The organism is Janthinobacterium sp. 13, assembly GCF_002749695.1.
GTDB lineage: Bacteria > Pseudomonadota > Gammaproteobacteria > Burkholderiales > Burkholderiaceae_D > Janthinobacterium > Janthinobacterium kumbetense.
In genome coordinates this window covers 1,232,882-1,251,591 of sequence record NZ_PEEQ01000001.1, presented here as the reverse complement: position 1 = coordinate 1,251,591, position 18,710 = coordinate 1,232,882, and the positions used below count along the sequence as shown (strand labels likewise).

Below are 18,710 nucleotides of genomic sequence, written 5' to 3'. Positions count from 1 at the left end.
GCATCAATGCGACAACTGCCAGACATGCTATTGCTAGAGGTAGACAACAATTCCAGGTGCGCTTTCTTGCGATAAATGCACTGCTGTTGGACTAGAGAATACGGTTGCAGGTTCAAGTGGTCGGTGCGTTGGCGCACAAAGCATTGTTGTATATCAATGGTGTTGCAGATTCACGACAAAGACTTCGGTGTTGAAAAAAACTAATTCGCCTCGGGAAACTTTTGCAATCACGGCCACTTCCTGGCGCCGCGACCAGAGGCAATCGTACGACTTGTTACCAGCGTGCCACTGTATATTAGCAACAATGATGAGCTTGATAACTAATATTACATTGATGTTGTATTCCTGCCGCGTTCTGTTGCCTTGCCGGGCTTCTTTCAGGCAACTTTTGCGCGCCGCAGCCAGCTCCGCCACTTTTCATCAAGGAGTCACCCGTGCCTGATCACCCCCGTGTTGTTTCCTCCCCGCTGTCTGGCAAACTGGGTCCGCTATGTCTGCTGGGCCTGCTGCTGTCGCCGGGTCTGGCCATGCCGGCCTGGGCCGATAGCGGCGTGTCCCTGTTTTCGCCCAGCGGCACGGTCAAGGCCGTGCGCCAGGTGCGGGCCCAGTTCGCCACGCCGATGGTGCCGTTCGGCGACATGGGCTTGCCCGCGCCGTTCGCCATCGATTGCGGCAAGGCCGAGCCTGCCGTCGTGGCGGGCGCGGGACGCTGGGCCGACGAGCGCAACTGGAACTACGATTTCGAGCGCGACTTGCCGGCCGGCGTGGCGTGCAGCTTCACCTTGAAAGCGGGGTTGAAGGACGTAGCGGGCCAGGCCTTGCAGGGCACTGGCGCTTACCGCTTTTCCACGGGCGGGCCGGCCATCGTCGAGGCCGTACCATATGACGGCCAGCCGTATATAGATGAAAACCAGATCTTCGTGCTGGGCCTGGACGCCGCGCCGAACGAGGCCAGCGTGGCCGCGAACGCGTATTGCCGCGCCGATGGCATCAATGAAAAGATTCCCGTGCGCTTGTTCAAAGGCAAGGAATTGGAGCAGGTATTGACCCTGCGCAAGAGTTTTCTCGACCGCTACCTGACCGTGTACTTCAAGAAGCGGGGCACGCTGTGGAAGGTGGGCATGCCCGTCGCCAGCAAGGGCGCGCCGCCGCTGCCCGTCACCGTGCTGCAATGCAAGCGCAGCTTCCCTGCCAACGCCAAGGTGTCGCTCGTGTGGGGCGAGGGCATTGCCAGCGCCAGCGGCATCGCCACGGACAAGGCGCAAACCCTGCAGTTCAAGACGCGGCCCGATTTCACGGCCAAGTTCAGCTGCGAGCGCAGCAATCCGAAGGAGCAATGCATTCCCTTCCTGCCCATGCGCGTGCAGTTTTCCGCGCCCGTGAGCGCGGCGCAGGTGCGCGCCATGACCCTGAAGGGCGGCGGCAAGACGTATGCGCCGACGATATCAAAAGACGAGGAAAAGGCGGAATTCCTGTACGGCGCCACCTTCAACGGTCCGTTTCCCGTGCAAGCCAGTTTCGTGCTGAACCTGCCGCCGAAATTGACGGATGACGCGGGCCGCGCCTTGCTCAACCGCGCGCGCTTCCCCATGACGGTGCGCACGGGCGAACAGCCGCCGCTGCTCAAATTCCCGGCCCCGTTCGGCATCATCGAAGCGAAGGGCGACGGCTTGCTGCCCGTGACGGTGCGCAACATCGAGCCCGTGCTGTCGGGCAAGGAAATCGCGCAGCCAGCCGCCGCCACGGGCGCCACCTTGCGCGTGCCCGACAATGACGACAAGTTCATCATCGAGTGGATGCAGCGCCTGGCCGGCAATGGCGGCGGGGGAGAGTACTGGCAGCCGTACGCCCAGTATGCGGGCAACATGAGCAAATCCGTGCTGGCAGACGCGGCCGGTACGCGCCCCATCAGCCTGCCCCGTCCGGACGGCAAGAAAACCTTTGAAGTGATCGGCATCCCGCTGCAGAAGCCGGGCTTTTACGTGGTCGAGCTGGCCAGCCCCATCCTGGGCAAAGTGCTGCTGGGCAAACCGACGACGGCCTATATCCGCACGGCCGCGCTGGTGACGAACCTGGCGGCCCATTTCAAGCATGGCGCGCAATCGTCGCTCGTGTGGGTGACGTCGCTGGACAAGGGCGCACCTGTTGCGAAAGCGCAAGTGGCCGTGCGCGACTGCGCCGGCAAGCTGCTGTGGCAAGGCGCCACGGGCGCGGACGGCGTGGCGCACATCCCCGGCGAACTGGCCAATTCCAGCTGCAAGAACAATGGCCGCTACTTTATCAGTGCGCGCAGCGGCGGCGACATGACGTTCACCCTGTCGGACTGGGTGGGCGGCATCGAAGCCTGGCGCTTCAATTTGCCCACGGACGACACGCGCGCCGACAACACCTTGCTGGCCACGGTATTCGACCGCACCTTGCTGCGCGCCGGCGAAACCGTGCACATGAAGCATTTCATCCGCAAGCACACGGGCGAAGGCATGAGCCTGGTCGACAAGAACAACGGCCCCGGCAGCGCGACGTCCATCGTCATCACGCACCAGGGCAGCGACCAGAACTACCAGTTGCCCCTGCGCTGGTCCGCCGGCGGCACGGCGGAAAGCGACTGGGTCATTCCCGCCGACGCCAAGCAGGGAGAGTACAGCGTGACGATGGCGGGCCGTCCTTCCGGCAGTTTCCGCGTAGAAGCGTTCCGCGTGCCGACCATGAAAGCCGTGCTGCAGGGACCGAAAGCCCCCGCCGTGCAGGCGAAGCAGCTGGCCCTGGATGCGCAAATCACCTATTTGGCCGGCGGCGCCGCCACGAATGCTCCCGTCAAGCTGCGCACGGTGCTGCAAGACAAGAGCGTGACGTTTGCCGACTATCCCGACTATAGCTTCAGCAATGGCGACGTAAAGGAAGGCCTGGTGAAGCAGGGCACGGGCTACGACGACGATGAGGGCGAATGGCAGGACGAAGGCCATGGCGCGGCCGGCGCGGGCGCGGCGGCCGCGCGCACGCAAAGCTTGACCCTGGACAAGGCGGGCGGCGCGCGCATCGTCATCGACCAGCTGCCGCAGCTGTCCACGCCGCGCGACCTGGTGGCGGAAATGGCTTTCCAGGATGCGAATGGCGAGACAGCCTCGGTGGCTGCGCGGGTGCCGCTGTGGCCGTCCAACTATGTGATCGGCATCAAGCCCGACGCCTGGGCCTTGAGCAAGGATGCGTTCAAGTTCACGGTGGCCGTGCTGGGCACCAATGGCAAGCCCATGGCGAACGCCCCGGTCGCCGTCGATTTCTTCCAGCGCAACAGCTATTCGCACCGCCGGCGCTTGATTGGCGGCTTCTATGCGTATGAAAACAGCAGCGAAGTGGTCAAGCTGGGCCCCGCGTGCTCGGGCAAGACGGACAACAAGGGCCTGTTGATCTGCGACGTGAAGGCGCCCGCCAGCGGCAATTTGATACTGCGCGCCCGCACGCAGGACAGTGCCGGCAATGCGGCCGTCGCCAACCGCGAAACCTGGGTGGCCGGCAGCGGCGACTGGTGGTTCAACGCCAGCGACAATGACCGCATCGATGTGTTGCCGGAAAAGAAACGCTATGAACCGGGCCAGGAAGCGAGCTTGCAAGTGCGCATGCCCTTCCGCTCGGGCACGGCCCTGATCACGGTCGAGCGCGAAGGCATCCTCGACACCTATGTGCGCCAGCTCAATGGCCGGGAACCGGTGGTGGCTATCCCTGTCAAACCGAACTACGCGCCGAATGTGTATGTATCCGTGTTTGTCGTGCGGGGCAGGGTGGACGGCGTGCAGCCGACGGCCCTGGTCGACCTGGGCAAGCCGGCCTACAAGATGGGCATCGCACCGCTGAACGTGGGGTGGCAGGCGCATGAACTGAACGTGATGGTGGTGTCCGACAAGGAGGTGTACAAGACGCGTGACAAGGCGGAGGTGTCCGTGCGCGTGCGCCGCGCCGACGGTAAAGCCTTGCCGGCCGGCGCGGAAGTGGCGCTGGCGGCCGTCGACACGGGTTTATTGGAACTGATGCCCAATGATAGCTGGAAGTTGCTCGACACCATGATGGCGCAGCGCAGCTTGCAGGTGGAAACGGCAACGGCGCAGATGCAGGTGATTGGCAAGCGCCACTTCGGCCGCAAGGCGTTTCCGGCCGGCGGTGGCGGCGGCAAGGGCGCCAGCCGCGAGCTGTTCGACACCCTGCTGTTCTGGAAGGGCACCGTCAAGCTCGACGCCAAGGGCGAAGCGACCGTGCAAGTGCCGCTCAACGATTCGCTGACGGGCTTCCGCATCGTCGCCATCGCCAGTGCCGGCAAGGAATTGTTTGGCACGGGCAGCACGGACATCCGCAGCTCGCAAGACTTGATCCTGCTGTCCGGTTTGCCGACCCTCGTGCGCGAAGGCGACCAGTTGCGCGCCGGCTTTACGGTGCGCAACACCTCGGCGGCATCCTTGAGCGTGGATTTGAACGCCACGGCGGCCGGCAAGGCCTTGCCGCGCCAGAGTGTGACCCTGGCGGCGGGCGAGGCGCGCGAAGTGGGCTGGGATTACCAGGTGCCGCTCGGTGCGCAACAGATTGTGTGGGAGATCGGCGCGAAGGCGGGGAGCCATACGGACAAGCTGAAAATCACGCAGAAGGTGGGCCAGGCCACGCCCGTGCGCACGTATCAAGCCACCTTGCAGCAGATCGACAAGCCCGTCAATATGTCCGTGCAAATGCCGGCCGGCGCCTTGCCGGGCCGGGGCGGCATCCAGACGAGCTTTGTCGCCAAACTGGGCGGCGAGCTGCCCGGCGTGCGCGAGTACATGGCTGCGTATCCGTACACCTGCTTCGAGCAAAACACGTCGAAAGCCATCGCCCTGCAAGACCAGGAGGCGTGGAACAAGCTGGCCGCCAGCTTGCCCGCCTACCTGGACAGCGACGGCATGCTGAAATACTTCCCCATCATGGAGCAGGGCAGCGACAGCTTGACGGCGTATGTACTGTCGGCAACTAAAGAGGCGGGCTATGCGATTCCCGAACAGACGAAGAACCGCATGGAAGAAGCCTTGACGGCCTTCGTGCAGGGCCGCATCGTGCGCCGTTCCGCGCTGGACACGACCGACCTGGCCGTGCGCAAGCTGGCCGCCCTGGAAGCGCTGTCGCGTTCGAACAAGGTGCCGCCCGACGCCCTGGAGAGCATCAGCATCAATCCGAACCTGTGGCCGACGTCCGCCGTCATCGACTGGAGCTTGTTGCTGCAACGCACGCCAAGCCTGGCGCGCCGCGATGCATTGCTGGCCGAGGCGCAGCAGATCTTGCGCAGCCGTTTGAACTTCCAGGGCACGACCATGGGCTTTTCCACCGAGCGCAAGGATAACTGGTGGTGGCTGATGGTCTCCGGCGACGTCAACGCCAACCGGCTGTTGCTGGCCGTGATGGACAATCCCGCGTGGAAGGACGACATCGGCCGCCTGGTGCGCGGCAGCATGGGCCGCCAGAAGAAGGGCCGCTGGGATACGACGGTGGCCAACGCCTGGGGCACCCTGGCGATTGCCAAGTTCTCGGCCAAATTCGAATCCACGCCCGTGACGGGCGCCAGCGCCGTCAAGCTGGGCGGCGATACGCAAGCGCTCGTGTGGAATGGCGCGGCGAAAGTGGGCCCCGTGCTGCAAGCGTGGCCGAAGGGCACGGACACCCTGGGCCTGGCGCACAGCGGCACGGGCAAGCCGTGGGCCACCGTGCAAAGCCTGGCCGCCATCCCGCTCAAGGCGCCCGTGTCCAGCGGCTACACGATCAAGAAAACCATTACGCCAGTGGAACAGAAGACGGCGGGTGCGTGGTCGCGCGGCGACGTCTACCGCGTGCGCCTGGACTTGTCCGCGCAGGCGGACATGAGCTGGGTGGTGGTCGACGACCCGATTCCCGCCAGCGCCACGGTGCTGGGCAACGGCCTGGGCCGCGATTCGCAGCTGCTGACGGCCGGTGAAAAATCCACGGGCTGGGTCTGGCCCACGTTCGAGGAGCGGGCCTTCGACGCTTTCCGCGCCTACTATGCCTTCGTGCCGAAGGGTAACTGGAGCGTGGAATACACGGTGCGCCTGAACAATGCCGGGGATTTCAGCCTGCCCGCCACGCGCATCGAAGCCATGTATTCGCCGGAAATGTTTGGCGAGTCGCCGAACGCGAATGTGAAGGTGGGGCAGTGAAGAGTTTGATTTTTGTCACGGGCTGCCTGTTGGCCGGCCAGGTTCTCGCCGAGGTGGTCCTGACCCCGGCCCAGGTACAGGCCGCCTACCGCAGTTCGGAAGCGCAATTGCTGGACCGCAGCGGCGCGCCCCTGCAATCCTTGCGCGTGGACATGAAGGTGCGGCGCTTGCCGTGGGTGCCGCTGGCCGACATCTCTCCTGCCGTGCAGCAAGCCGTGCTGCTGGCGGAAGACCAGCGCTTCATGCGCCACGGCGGCGTGGATGTGTCCGCGCTAGCTACGGCCGCCTGGGACAATCTGTTTTCGAAAAAGCCCCGGGGCGCTTCCACCATCACCATGCAGCTGGCGGGCCAGCTGGATGCGGACTTGCAGGCATCCTCGGGCGGACGCAGCCTGCGCCAGAAGTGGGACCAGATGCGCGCGGCCCAGGCCATCGAGGATAGCTGGAGCAAGGCGCAGATTTTCGAAGCGTATCTGAACCTCGTGTCGTTCCGCGGCGAATTGCAAGGCATCGCGTCCGCTTCGTACAGCTTGTTCGGCAAGGCGCCGTCGGGCCTGAACCAGACGGATGGCATCATTCTGGCCAGCCTCGTGCGGGCGCCGAACGCGCCGCCGGCCACCGTCACGCGCCGCGCCTGCGCGCTGGCGAAGGAATGGCGCATGGACAGCAGCTGCCAGCTGATCGGCCAGCGCGTGCAGACGGCCTTGCAGCGCAACGCCCTGTATGCGGAGCTGGCGCCGGCGCCGCAAGTGGCGCAGCAACTGTTGAAACAGCCGGGCGCGCAAGTGGCCAGCACGCTCGACGGTCCCTTGCAGCGTTTCGCACAGGACAACCTGCGCCAGCAACTTGCATCCTTGCGCGAGCGCAATGTCAACGATGGCGCCATCATCGTGCTCGACAACCGCAGCGGAGACATTCTCGCCTATGTCGGCAATGCGGGCGGCAGCCATGTCGATGGCGTGGCGGCCTTGCGCCAGGCTGGTTCCACCTTGAAACCATTCTTGTATGAACTGGCCATCGAGCGCCGGCTGATGACGGCCGCGTCCGTCATGGACGACTCGCCGCTCGACGTCGCCACGGCGTCCGGCATGTATGCGCCGCAAAACTATGACCGCAATTTCAAGGGCTACGTCAGCGCCCGCACCAGCCTGGCCAGTTCGCTCAATATTCCCGCCGTGCGCACGGTGCTGCTGACGGGGCAGGACGGTTTTTATAACCGCCTGAAGGACGTGGGCCTGTCCAGCCTGACGGAACCGGCCGAATACTACGGCCCTTCGCTGGCGCTGGGCTCATCCGAAGTGACCTTGCTGGAACTGGCCAACGCCTATCGCGCGCTGGCGAATGGCGGGCTGTACAGCACGGCCAGCCTGCAGCCGGGCCAGGCGGGCAAGGACAGACGCCGCGTGATGGAAGCGGGCGCCGCCTTCATCGTGGGCGACATCCTGGCCGACCGCGCCGCGCGCAGCATGACCTTTGGTTTACGCAACGAACTGGGAACGAATTTCTGGAGCGCCGTCAAGACGGGCACGAGCAAGGACATGCGCGACAACTGGTGCATGGGCTACTCGGCGCGCTACACGGTGGGCGTGTGGGTGGGCAACTTCGACGGCAAGCCCATGTGGGACGTGTCGGGCGTGACGGGCGCCGCGCCCGTGTGGCGCGACGTGATGGATTATCTGCACAGGAACGTGCCCAGCCATGCGCCGAAAGCGCCGCCCGGCGTGCTGCAGCAAATGGTGGCGTACCAGCCCGCGCTGGAAGCGCCGCGCCGCGAATGGTTTATTGCCGGCACGGAAAGCCCCGTCATCGCCGTGGTGGGCGACACCGTGAAGCCGCCCGCCATCGTGTATCCGGCCGACGACAGCATCCTCGCCATCGACCCCGACATCCCGCCCGCTTTGCAGCGCGTGTTCTTCCAGGCCCAGGGCAGCCACGCCTTGCGCTGGGTGCTCGACGGCAAGGACCTGGGCGGCGCAGCGGAGAGCATCAGCTGGCGCCCCGTGCCCGGCAAGCACGCGCTGGCCCTCGTCGACGACGCAGGCAAGACGGTGGCGCAGGTGGCGTTCCAGGTGCGGGGGAATGCGCTGGCGCAGCTTGCCGCACAGGGTCAGTAATCAGTTCGATGGATAGTTCGCCGGGTCGATGGCTGGCGTGACGTAGTGCCGCAATACATCGCCGCCGTGCGGGTGTTTTTGCGTGCGGCGTTTTTCGTCCGATGGCGGACTGACCAGCACGATGGTCGCTTCTTCCGGATTGCGCAGATTCACCACGGCGCTGACGCCGCCGTCGCGGTAGCTGCCCATCACGCCGATGGCCATTTGCACGAACAGGGTGGCCGCGCCCGTGTTGCCCAGGCGCTGGTCCGTATCGATCCACTGCTGCGGCTTGCCGCTGTCGAGTTCCGTGCCGCCATCTTCCGCATGCTTGAGCAAGGTTTTGTGCAGCGCCACCAGCTGTGCCTGATTGCCGCCCGTGGCGGCAACCAGGCGCGCCGGCGCGGCGGGACGTTCGCTTTCCGGCAAGCTGCGCAGGGCCTCCTGCCAGCCCGCCTGCAAGGCCTGTTCGCGCTGGTCGCGGCGCGTGAGCGGCTTGCCGTGTTCATCCGTCATCCTGACGAACGTGGGCCTGTGGATGAAGCCGAAGGTCGGCAGGCGGTCCAGTTGCGCCAACTGTTCCTTGTTGAAGGGCACAGGAAACCAGGGCGTGGGCTGCCACTCTTTCGGCGGATGATAGGTCTTGTGCTGGAGCCTGTCGAGCATGCTGAAGCTGCCCGTGCCACGGATGTCGGGGCGCTGCGCGAATTGTGCGGCGACGGGCAGCCATTCGGCGATTGAGGGCTGGCGCTGGGTGAATGCGCTCGGGTCTTCTTTTTTGTCTGGATGGGGTACTGCCCGCTTCAATTCGTCATACGCCAGATACAGGCGCCGCGCCACGCCGTAGGTATTCAAGTCATCGACGCTATCCTCGGGCGGTGCATCGTCGTAGGCGAACTTTCGCACGGCATCGATGCGTTCGCGCCGGGCCAGCACGAACAGGGCCGAGGCGTCGGGCATTTCGGGAATGTAGCGGCCGTCATGTGTGAGCGGCGGAGAGTTGTCCGGGCTGTACAGGTTGCGCGTGGGCATGCTGTCTTCGGAATTGAGCACGATGTAAGGCACGTCGGGATGGGCATCGAAAAAGGCGAACACGTCTTCCAGGATGCGGTCCGGATGTTCGCTCAGGCGGCGTGGACCACTGGCGAACAGATGCCAGTGTAGACCGGATGACGCGGCGCCACCGGCCAGGCCTATGGCTGGCGAGTCGGGGCTGTCCAGCATGTGCGAATTAAAGATCGGTGGTTCAGCATTGAAAACAGGGACCCCAAAATACATGGGAGTATCCCTCGCGCCGTTTTCCAGCGTGTCGCCGCCACGGCCGCCTGCCATTCCCGCTCGCTCCATGGCATTCCAGGCGTATTTTTCCTTGTCCTGTTCACGGATGCTGGCATAGGCATTTCCCTGCTGCAGCGCTTCCCACAACTTGCCCTGCCGGTATTTGTCCAGGGTGACGCCGAGACCGATCACTTCCAGCACATATTCCCGTTTTTCCTGTTCGGTAGGCGCCGCCAGTTGCACTTGCGGCGTTACGACGGCCACGGGCTTGGACGCATGCAGCCAGCGCGAGCCAAGCAATGTGGCCGCCACAATGGGCGGGATCAGCAACAGCCATTGCAGATGTTTCCATATATTGCTGCGCATTGCGGACTCCAATAAGAAAGGTGATGGACTGGTCAGCAAGGATCCAAGCAGTGCCAGCACGAGGAGGGCTGCACCGAGTGGATATCGCAAGCGTGGAAATGAGCTTTTCATTTTGGGATATCGTCGCTTGGCTTGTGGACGACTGGCGTGACGACCGATTCGGTACGCCTGCCGTTGACTGTTTCACACACAACAGTGGATGGTAGACCCGCCTGCAAGGCAGGTAGGAAGGCTGGCAACACTCCCGAGCTGTAATAGTCGGCGTTGCCTTTGATAATGAGCTGGCGCTGCGCCGGTTCTGCCTCCAGGTAGATTGCAAATTTTTTCTTGAAGTCATTCCATCGGGGGATGGATGGTCGCACTGGATTACGGATATCGCCTTGTAATCGCCAGTCGGCAACGGCGCACAAATATTCATAAAATCTCGGATCACTGCTCGCCTTCCCGCTGCCGATGGCCACGTCATACGCCGTCACGTTGCGGTGGTTTTCCGCGTTGCCGATGATGGCGCCGTGGAAGGATTTGGGGCTGACCTCGTTCTGCCAGCGCTGGCGCGCCTCGTTCGGGGTTTCTTCGCGGTCCACGCGCAGCCTGTCGCCGCCGCCCGGGTGGCGCGAGACGCGGTCGAGCTTGCATTGGTCGCCCGCTTCCTTTCCCAGGTTCAGGGCCTTTTCCACTTGCTCGCGTTCGCCCGCGCCGAACATGCCGGCGCCGTACTCGGGAATGCGATGCTTGAGCGGCCGCGGATCGGCGATGATTTCCTGCTTGCGGATGCGCAAACCTTTCTTGCTGGTCACCGCGATGGCCGCGTCGATCGGGTCGACTTCCTCGCACGGTCCTTGCTGGTCGCGCGGCAGCCTGGCCTGGTCGGAATCCTTCGGGAATTGCCCAGGGCGGATCTCGCCGCCGTCCAGCACGGCCGCCCTGGGTACGCGCAGCGCTTCGCCATTGATCGTGCGCAAGCCTTCGCGCCTTCCCGCTGCCGTGGAAAAGACATTCCATTTGCTGGGCTTGACGGGCGGCCAGGGCGCTTCGTCATGGCTGGCGCGGTGACCCCGGTTGGCGCCCGCCACGTGGGCATGGTCATCCTCGCCTTCCACGCGCAGGGGGAAGTCGTGCGGCGGCAGGCCCACCGGCACCGGCCCGCGGTTCTTGCCGGCCGCATCGGGGCGTTGTTTGTTGGTAAATACGCGCTGGTAAAACCCTTTGCCCAGTTCCGCCAGCGGCTGGCGGCGCTGGAATTCCTTTTCCCAGTAGGTGGGGCCGTCGCCCCAGATGCTTTTGTTCGTCTTGCCCTTGGTTTTGGACAGGCCATGGCCATCGACGTGGTCGGGTATGCCTTGCCAGCCTATGCCCTGCATATTATCCAGCGCCACAGTCATGTCTTCGGGGCAAAAGTACAGGTAAACCTTGCCCCGGTTGTCGCGGTCCGCTTCCGCGCGCCATGCGGCGCCCGCCATGCCATGGCAGATAGTGTGATCCTTGATGTGCGCAAAGGCGGGCGTGGCGTGCTTTTTTGCCACCACGCCCTGCACGATCTGTACGAGGGTTTGCAAGCGTGCATGCAGGGTCTGGCGGTTGTCGATGGCGTCGTACTGGCTTTCCATCGCAGCATCGCGGCCGCCGCCGAAGATGCGGCTCGCCTCCGCCGCGCCGAAAAACATCGTCGTGTCTTCCACCAGGCTGTAGGGCGGATGCGTGAGGATCAGGGTGTCGGCGGGGCGCTTGCCCTCATCGAGCAGGAAGGCTTGCGCCAGCAGCGAGATCAGACAGCCCTGGCTGTGCGCGACGATGGATACCACGTCGTCGCTGTCGTAGTCGCGGATCATGGCGATCAGCGCGGCCAGGCGCTTGGCCGCCAGCACCATGTACATGCGGCCCGGCGCCGTCATCAGCGGACGCACGGGGTCGCCGCCAACATCGTAGGGTGAAAACAGCCCCTTGTTCCACATGTCGGGCAGGGTGTTGGTGGCATTGCCGAACGGACCGCCGTTCTTCGACATGTCCTTGTCCAGGCGGTTGCCGTAGCGGTCAGTGTTCTGGCCGTTGACCACTTTGCTGGCGTTGCCGCGTTCGCGAAAGCCCCAGTAAAACGGAATGACGGGGCTGTACGTCGCCTCATCAGGCTTGCGCTTGAAATACACATCGTCCGGGTCGGCGATGGTTTCACGCTTGTCGGCCTCCTGCGGCAGGCGGTAGGCGGCAGGGGTGAAAACGTGGCCGCCGCCGTACATGCGCGCATCGAGTCCCTGGCACAGCCCCTTTTCCACGGCACTGAAACTCGTGCCCACGTCGTTGACGCCATGGATGACGATGACGTTGCCGGGCAGTTCGGGGCGGATGCGCACGATGGCTTCCTGCATGCGGTCGCAGTGCAGCAGGGCGGTGCTCTTGCCGCTGATATACGGAAGTTTGGGATACGCCATCGCCGCTCCAGGCTGACCAGACAGGTCAGTGTAGAGGGGCGGGATGGTGGATTAATTGCGTTTCCGCAAGCATTTCGGAAAAGAAGGTGTCCTTACGGCGCGCTGATGATCTTCGTCAGCGCGATGCGGTACGCGGGCTGCACGTCGCCATCCTTGTCCAGCTTGTCCGTCATGATCGCGCCATAGCCTTGCGCGTACCATACGTATTCACCGCTTTTACCCTTGCTCTTGCCGCCGACGTCGCGCAGTTCGAACTTGCAGGCGTCGGGGAAGCGGCGGCCGCCCAGTTCCAGGCGTTCCCAGCCGAGGAAGGTGATGGAGAAATCGCGTTTATCGGTGCGCGTGGAGGTGGTGATCTTGTCGGACAGGCCCGCCAGCGGGTAATGGGTGCTCGTTTGCGTGTCCGTGAACTGCACGCGCACTTCCTGGCCGGGGCGCATGTTGGCGGGGATGGCGGACTGCGGCGTGTAGACGTTCTTGCTGCGCACGGTGCCGTCTTCGTTGTAATGGATGGCGCCCGTCAGGAAGACCTGACCGTCGCGGATATCCTGGTAGGACGTGGCCAGCAGCACGCCGCCGTCGAGGATCAGCTGCGTACCCTTTTGTTTCTTGCCCTCGAACATCTCCTCGACGTTGACTTGCGCATCGCCATTGTTCTTGCTGAACTTGATGCCTGTCGTCAATTCCATGCATTCGCCCACCGTGGGCGCCGCCTGTACGCTCGCGGCCGCGAATACGCTGGCCGCCGCCATTCCACACCATGCTGCTTTCATTGTCATCCTGAATATATTGCAAAGGCGCGATGATAACGTGCCTTGGAGCAATGTGGCGCAGCGATGGAGGCAGACTTAGCGGGCCGGCGCGGCTGGCGTCGCTGGCGGCGCGGTGGCCGGTCCGCTGGCGGCCGGGGTGTCCGGCGTGGCCACGGGCTTGCCGCGCCGCGTGCGCTTGTCCGTGCGCGTCTTGGCGGGCTTGGCGTCGTGGATCGGCTTGCCTTTGTTGTCGAGCTTGTCGGACTGGTCCGATTGCTGGCCCGGATCCCTGGCATTGTTGGTGTGGTTGCCCGTCTGGTTCACATTCGTCGTCGACTGGGCTTGCACCCAGGCGCCGCCGACGGTCATCAGGGTGGCGGCCAGCAAGAGAGCGGCGGTTTTCATGGCGGTATCCTGTGAGAAATGAGGTTGAGCCTGCATTCTCACACAGGAGTCCGCCCGCACGGGTAGGACGCCGCCTCATGGCCGTGTCGGCTATTTGCTTCAGATCAACGGAACTGTTCCGTCGAGATATCGAAGCGCTTGAGCTTGTCATACAGGGTTTTCTTCGGGATATTCAGGCTGGCGGCCGCATCGATGACATTGCCGTTGTGGCGGCGCAAGGCTTCCTCGATGATGGAAATCTCGAAGGTGTCGACTTGTTCGGCCAAGGATGCTTCGCGGCAGCCGGCCGGGCTCAGGGTGTCGTCGAGCAAGCCCAGCACGAAGCGGTCGGCCACATTGTGCAGCTCGCGCACATTGCCGGCCCAGCGCTGCGCCATCAGCGAGGCGATCAGTTCGCCGCTGACGAGGGCGGCCGGCTGGCCGTAGCGCAAGGCTGCCTGCAGCACGAAGAACTCGAACAGCAGGGGAATATCCTCGCGCCGGTTGCGCAGCGCGGGCAAGGTCAGGCTGGCCACGTTCAGGCGGTAATACAGGTCGGGCCGGAACTTGCCCTGTTCCGCCAGCACATTCAAATCCTCCTTGGCGGCGGCGATGACGCGGAAATTGACTGAAATCAATTTGTTGGAGCCGAGCCGTTCCACTTGCCGTTCCTGCAGCACGCGCAGCAGCTTGACTTGCAGGGCCAGCGGCATGCTTTCGATTTCATCGAGGAACAAGGTGCCGCCATTCGCGTACTCGATCTTGCCGATGCGCTGGCGCTGCGCGCCCGTGAATGCGCCTTCTTCGTGGCCGAACAGTTCCGATTCGAAGATCGATTCGGGCAGGGCGCCGCAGTTGATGGCCACGAACGGGTGGTCGCGCCGCTCGCTGAAATCGTGCAGGCAGCGGGCGATGAGTTCCTTGCCGGTCCCCGTTTCACCGAGGATGATGATGTCGGCCGATTTCGGCGCCAGGTTCAGCACCAGCTGGCGCACCTTGGCCATGGCCGCGCTGCGGCCAACGATGCGCGCCTCGATGCCGACCCGCTGCTCGAGCTGGCGGCGCAAGTTCATGTTTTCCAGCACCAAATGGCGTTTATCCAGGGCGCGGCGGCACACTTCCACCAGCAAGTCGGCGGAAAACGGTTTTTCGATGAAATCGTAGGCGCCACGGCGCATGGCGCCCACTGCCATCGACACGTCGCCGTGGCCCGTGACGAGGATGACGGGCAGGCTGGCATCCTGCGCCACGGCGATATCGAGCAGTTTCAAGCCATCCATGCCGGGCAGCTTGATATCGCTCAATAAAATGCCCGCAAATTCCGGCACCAGGTAGGGCAGCGCTTCCTCGGCCGTGGCGACGGCCGTCACTTGCAAGCCCGCCAGTTCCAGCGATTGCCGCGCGCCCTTGCGCACGACGGCGTCGTCTTCCACCAGCAGCACTTGCATGCCTTCAAAATTATTCTCGTGCATCGGGTGTTTCCTCTGTCTCTTTATTCTTTTCCCCCGGGGCGCAGCTGAGGGTGATGGTAAATTGCGCGCCGCCCCCTTCCTGCGCGCTGCGGTTGCGCACGGCCAATGCGCTGCCGGCCGCGCGCAGTATGCCAGCGCTGATCGACAATCCCAAGCCCAGCCCGTGTTCCTTGGTGGTATAGAAGGGGTCGAAAATCTTGTCCAGCGAAGCGAGCGGGATGCCGGGGCCATTATCGGTGATATGCAGCACGGCGAGGTCGCCTTCGCGGCGCACCTGGAACCAGATTTGCACGGGCTCGTTTTCCGGCACGGCATCCATGGCGTTCGTGATCAGATTGGTAAACACCTGTTCCAGGCCGATGGCGTTGCACAGGACGATGATGTCGTCCTCCAGCCAGCTTTCATGCAGGGTCAGGCGCTGCGAATGCTTGCGCGTGCGGATTTGCAGCATGGTTTGCGCAAACGCCTGGCGCACGCTGACGGGTTTGCGGGCATCGTCGCTGCGCCGCGCAAAGCCTTTCAGTTGCGACGTCACATAGCCGAGGCGCTTGACGAGATCTGAAATGGTCGACAGGTTGTCGAGCGCATCGTCGATGCGTCCGCGCGCCAGGAAGACCTTGGCATTGTCGGAAAACGTCTGCAGGGCGGCCAGCGGCTGGTTCAGCTCGTGCGTGACGCCGGCCGCCATCTGGCCGATGGCCGCCAGCTTGCCGCTTTGCACCAGTTCCGCCTGGGCATAGCGCAGGGTCTGCTCCGCCCGCTCGCGCTCGGCTACTTCCGCCTGCAGGCGGCCATTCGCATGCACGAGATCGGCCGTGCGCTGCTCGACCTTGATTTCCAGCTGTTCATAGGCGCGCGCCAGCGTCTGTTGCGCATTGAGCTTGTCGGCGATGCGGCGCCGGCGCTGGCGCGCATACATCAGGGCCAGCAGCAGCAAGGCCCAGCCCAGCGCGGCGGCGATGGCCGCGTTGCGCGCCGCTTCGTCGACCTGGTCGAGCTCGGCCAGCACGGTGATTTGCCATTGCAGCGGGCCCAGGGCGCGGTTCACGGCCAGATAGTCTGCGCTGCCGGACAGGGCGGGCGTGTCGCCCGTCTGCGGACGTTCCAGCGTCATCACGCTGGCGCCATCGGCAAACTGGCGCCGCAGCCGGTGCGGCAAGATGGGCAGGTTTTCCTGCAGGAACTGGCGCTGCGCGCTGATATCGTTCTTCGCGGCCGGCGACAGGGGCGCCAGGGTCTTGAACTTGAAGGCGGGCGTGGTAGCCAGGATCAGCACGCCATTTGCATCCTTGACCCAGATCTGTTCACCGGCGCCGGGCGTGCGCCACGATTGCTCGATCCAGTCCAGGTTGACCTTGGCGGCGACGATGCCGATGATGCGCCCGTTGCGCTGCACGGGTTGCGAAATGAAATAGCCGGCCTCGAAGGTGGAAGCGCCGATGCCGTAGAAGCGGCCGATGCCGCCCGCGATCGCATCCTTGAAGTAGGGCCGGAAACCGTAGTTGACGCCCACGTACGAGCTGCGGTCTTGCCAGTTGCTCGACGCCAGGGTCGTGCCCTTGTCGTCGAGCACGTAGACGGCAAAGGCGCCCGCGCGGCGGTTCATGTCGACCAGGTAGGCGTTGATTTGCGTGACCTTGTCGGCGCTGGGCTGTTCCAGCAATTGCGCCACGGCATCGCTCTGGGCCACGGCCAGGGGCAGGAATTCGTACTTGTTGAGGGCGCCGCCGATGGACGCCGCATACAGTTCCGCACGCGAATCGAGGGTGCGGTGCAATTCATCGAGCTGGCGCTGCTTGACCCAGGCATACGACGCCCACGTCAGCACGACCAGCGAACCCACAGCCAGCAGGGGGCCGAGCGCGGGTCTCAGGGTCCATTTGCCGAATGCCATGGTGCTCCGTGTGTCGGGTTAAGCTTGCGTGTGCCGCAAAGAAGGAATGGTAGTGTACGGCGGGATTCACCCGAATGGGTGAATCCTGATTTACGACTGACATGCAAAGTTGCAGTGTCTGACAAAACCGTAGCGAGCGGAAGGGAGAGGTGGCCGAGAAGCGGAACCGTACTCTAGTACGGTGAGCATCGCAGGCCGCCTATACCGACGCGCAGTAGGTTTGGTCAGACACCACTAATCAGCGGTGCTGGCCATGGTCTCGGCGTTATGATGGCGCTGTTGCTCTTCCATCACCATCTCGCCCAGCATGCGCTTCAGGCGGTTGAACTCCGGGTCGCTCGGGTCGCGCGGGCGGGGCAGTTCGATGGCCACGTCGCGCTTGATGGTGCCGGGACGGTAGGTCATGACGATGGTGCGGTCGGCCAGGTAGATCGATTCCTCGATCGAGTGCGTGACGAAGACGATGGTGGTGCCGAAGACTTTCCAGATTTTCAGCAATTCATCTTGCAGGTTGCGCCGCGTCAAGGCGTCCAGCGCGCCGAACGGTTCATCCATCAGCATGATCGGCGAATCGAGGGCCAGCACGCGGGCAATCGCCACGCGCTGGCGCATGCCGCCCGACAAGTCTTTCGGGTAGCGGGCACGGAATTCCGTCAAGCCCAGCATGCTCAGCAGCATGTCGACCCGTTCCTTGATTTCGGCCGGCGTCTTGCCGGCGATTTCCAGGCCGAAAGCGATATTGCTCTCGATGGTCATCCAGGGGAACAGCGCGTATTCCTGGAACACCATGCCGCGGTCGGGACCGGGCTCGGTGATCAGCTTGCCGCCGGCCAGGATCTGGCCCGACGTTGGCTGCGAAAAGCCGGCGATGGCGTTGAGCAGGGTCGACTTGCCGCAGCCGGACGGTCCCAGCAGGCAGATGAACTCGCCGCTGGCGATTTCCAGGTTGATATCCTTCAGGGCGATGACGTCCGCGCCGCCCGTGGTGAAGATTTTATTGACTGCATTGATATTGATCGTGGTCATGGCCGTTCCTCTCAGTGTTCCAGGCCGCGGTGCCACTGCAGCAAATGATTATTCAGGGCATTCATGGCCATGTCGATGGCCAGGCCGAACAGGCCGATGGTGAACATGCCGGCGATAATCTTGTCAGACCAGAAATATTCGCGCGCTTCCAGGATGCGGAAACCGAGGCCGCTATTGACGGCGATCATTTCCGCCACGATCACGACGATGAAGGCCGTGCCCATGCCGATGCGCGCGCCCGCCAGGATGTAGGGCGTGGCCGCCGGCAGGATGACGCGGCGGAACATGGTCATCTGGCTGGCGCCCAGGTTGCGCGCGGCGCGGATGTAGATGCCGTCGACCTGGCGCACGCCGGCGATGGTATTCATCAGCACGGGGAAGAAGGAGCCGATGCTGATCAGGAAGAAAGCGGGCGGGTTGCCCAGGCCGAACCACAAAATGGCCAGCGGAATGTAGGCGATGGGCGGAATCGGGCGCAGCACCTGCACCAGCGGGTCGAACAGTTTATAGATGGTCTTGTTGGTGCCCATCAGCAAGCCCAGCGGCAAGGCCAGGCCGGCGCCGATGGCGAAGCCGCCCAGCACGCGCGACAGGCTGGCCCAGGCGTCGTGCGGCAACTCGCCGGAGAACATCCACACGAGGTAATTGCCCGTTTCGGGCGTGTAGGCTTCCATCGGCACCAGGTATTCATACCATTTCACCAGTACGGCCACGGGCGAGGGCAGGATTTGCGGGTTGATCCAGCCGAACGTCGACATGGCTTGCCACAGCAGCAGCACGGCCACGGGCACGGCGGCACCGTGCGCGAAGCGTTTCATCATTTGAATATTCATCGTG

Annotated in this window: 10 protein-coding genes; 2 read left to right on the top strand and 8 right to left on the bottom strand. The window is 63.7% G+C overall.

The window, feature by feature from the left end; genetic code table 11:
* Nucleotides 1–434 precede the first annotated feature (434 nt).
* Both CLU94_RS05345 and pbpC read left to right on the top strand, forming a co-directional pair.
* Complete coding sequence (locus CLU94_RS05345; protein WP_257218685.1) at nucleotides 435–6,182, top strand: alpha-2-macroglobulin family protein; 5,748 nt, start codon at nucleotides 435–437, stop codon at nucleotides 6,180–6,182.
* Nucleotides 6,179–8,296: a penicillin-binding protein 1C gene (gene pbpC, locus CLU94_RS05340; protein ID WP_306558293.1), complete on the top strand. Its 2,118-nt coding sequence runs from the start codon at nucleotides 6,179–6,181 to the stop codon at nucleotides 8,294–8,296. Before CLU94_RS05345 ends, pbpC begins: the two co-directional genes overlap by 4 nt.
* Here the strand turns inward: pbpC and CLU94_RS05335 are convergent, their stop codons facing one another.
* The 8 genes from CLU94_RS05335 to CLU94_RS05300 all read right to left on the bottom strand — a co-directional run bounded on the left by CLU94_RS05335 (nucleotide 8,297) and on the right by CLU94_RS05300 (nucleotide 18,694).
* On the bottom strand, nucleotides 8,297–9,919 hold the full coding sequence (locus CLU94_RS05335) for a type VI lipase adapter Tla3 domain-containing protein (protein ID WP_180278599.1): 1,623 nt from the start codon (nucleotides 9,917–9,919) through the stop codon (nucleotides 8,297–8,299).
* Between the two features lie 107 nt (nucleotides 9,920–10,026).
* Nucleotides 10,027–12,345: a T6SS effector phospholipase Tle3 domain-containing protein gene (locus CLU94_RS05330; RefSeq protein ID WP_099664879.1), complete on the bottom strand. Its 2,319-nt coding sequence runs from the start codon at nucleotides 12,343–12,345 to the stop codon at nucleotides 10,027–10,029.
* Nucleotides 12,346–12,437: 92 nt separating this feature from the next.
* Nucleotides 12,438–13,118 carry a hypothetical protein gene (locus CLU94_RS05325; RefSeq protein ID WP_180278598.1) on the bottom strand — a complete coding sequence of 227 codons (681 nt, stop codon included), beginning with the start codon at nucleotides 13,116–13,118 and terminating at the stop codon, nucleotides 12,438–12,440.
* Nucleotides 13,119–13,193: 75 nt separating this feature from the next.
* Nucleotides 13,194–13,502, bottom strand: a complete 309-nt coding sequence (locus CLU94_RS05320; RefSeq protein WP_143451348.1) for a hypothetical protein — start codon at nucleotides 13,500–13,502, stop codon at nucleotides 13,194–13,196.
* Nucleotides 13,503–13,606: 104 nt separating this feature from the next.
* Nucleotides 13,607–14,953 (bottom strand): sigma-54-dependent transcriptional regulator, encoded by a 1,347-nt coding sequence (locus CLU94_RS05315; RefSeq protein WP_034758888.1) that lies wholly within the window; start codon nucleotides 14,951–14,953, stop codon nucleotides 13,607–13,609.
* On the bottom strand, nucleotides 14,940–16,847 hold the full coding sequence (locus tag CLU94_RS05310; RefSeq protein ID WP_099664876.1) for a sensor histidine kinase: 1,908 nt from the start codon (nucleotides 16,845–16,847) through the stop codon (nucleotides 14,940–14,942). The genes CLU94_RS05315 and CLU94_RS05310 overlap by 14 nt, the downstream gene beginning before the upstream one ends.
* A gap of 234 nt (nucleotides 16,848–17,081) precedes the next feature.
* Nucleotides 17,082–17,873: an ABC transporter ATP-binding protein gene (locus CLU94_RS05305; RefSeq protein WP_077401587.1), complete on the bottom strand. Its 792-nt coding sequence runs from the start codon at nucleotides 17,871–17,873 to the stop codon at nucleotides 17,082–17,084.
* 11 nt (nucleotides 17,874–17,884) lie between these two features.
* Nucleotides 17,885–18,694, bottom strand: a complete 810-nt coding sequence (locus tag CLU94_RS05300; RefSeq protein WP_369812242.1) for an ABC transporter permease — start codon at nucleotides 18,692–18,694, stop codon at nucleotides 17,885–17,887.
* Nucleotides 18,695–18,710: the final 16 nt, after the last annotated feature.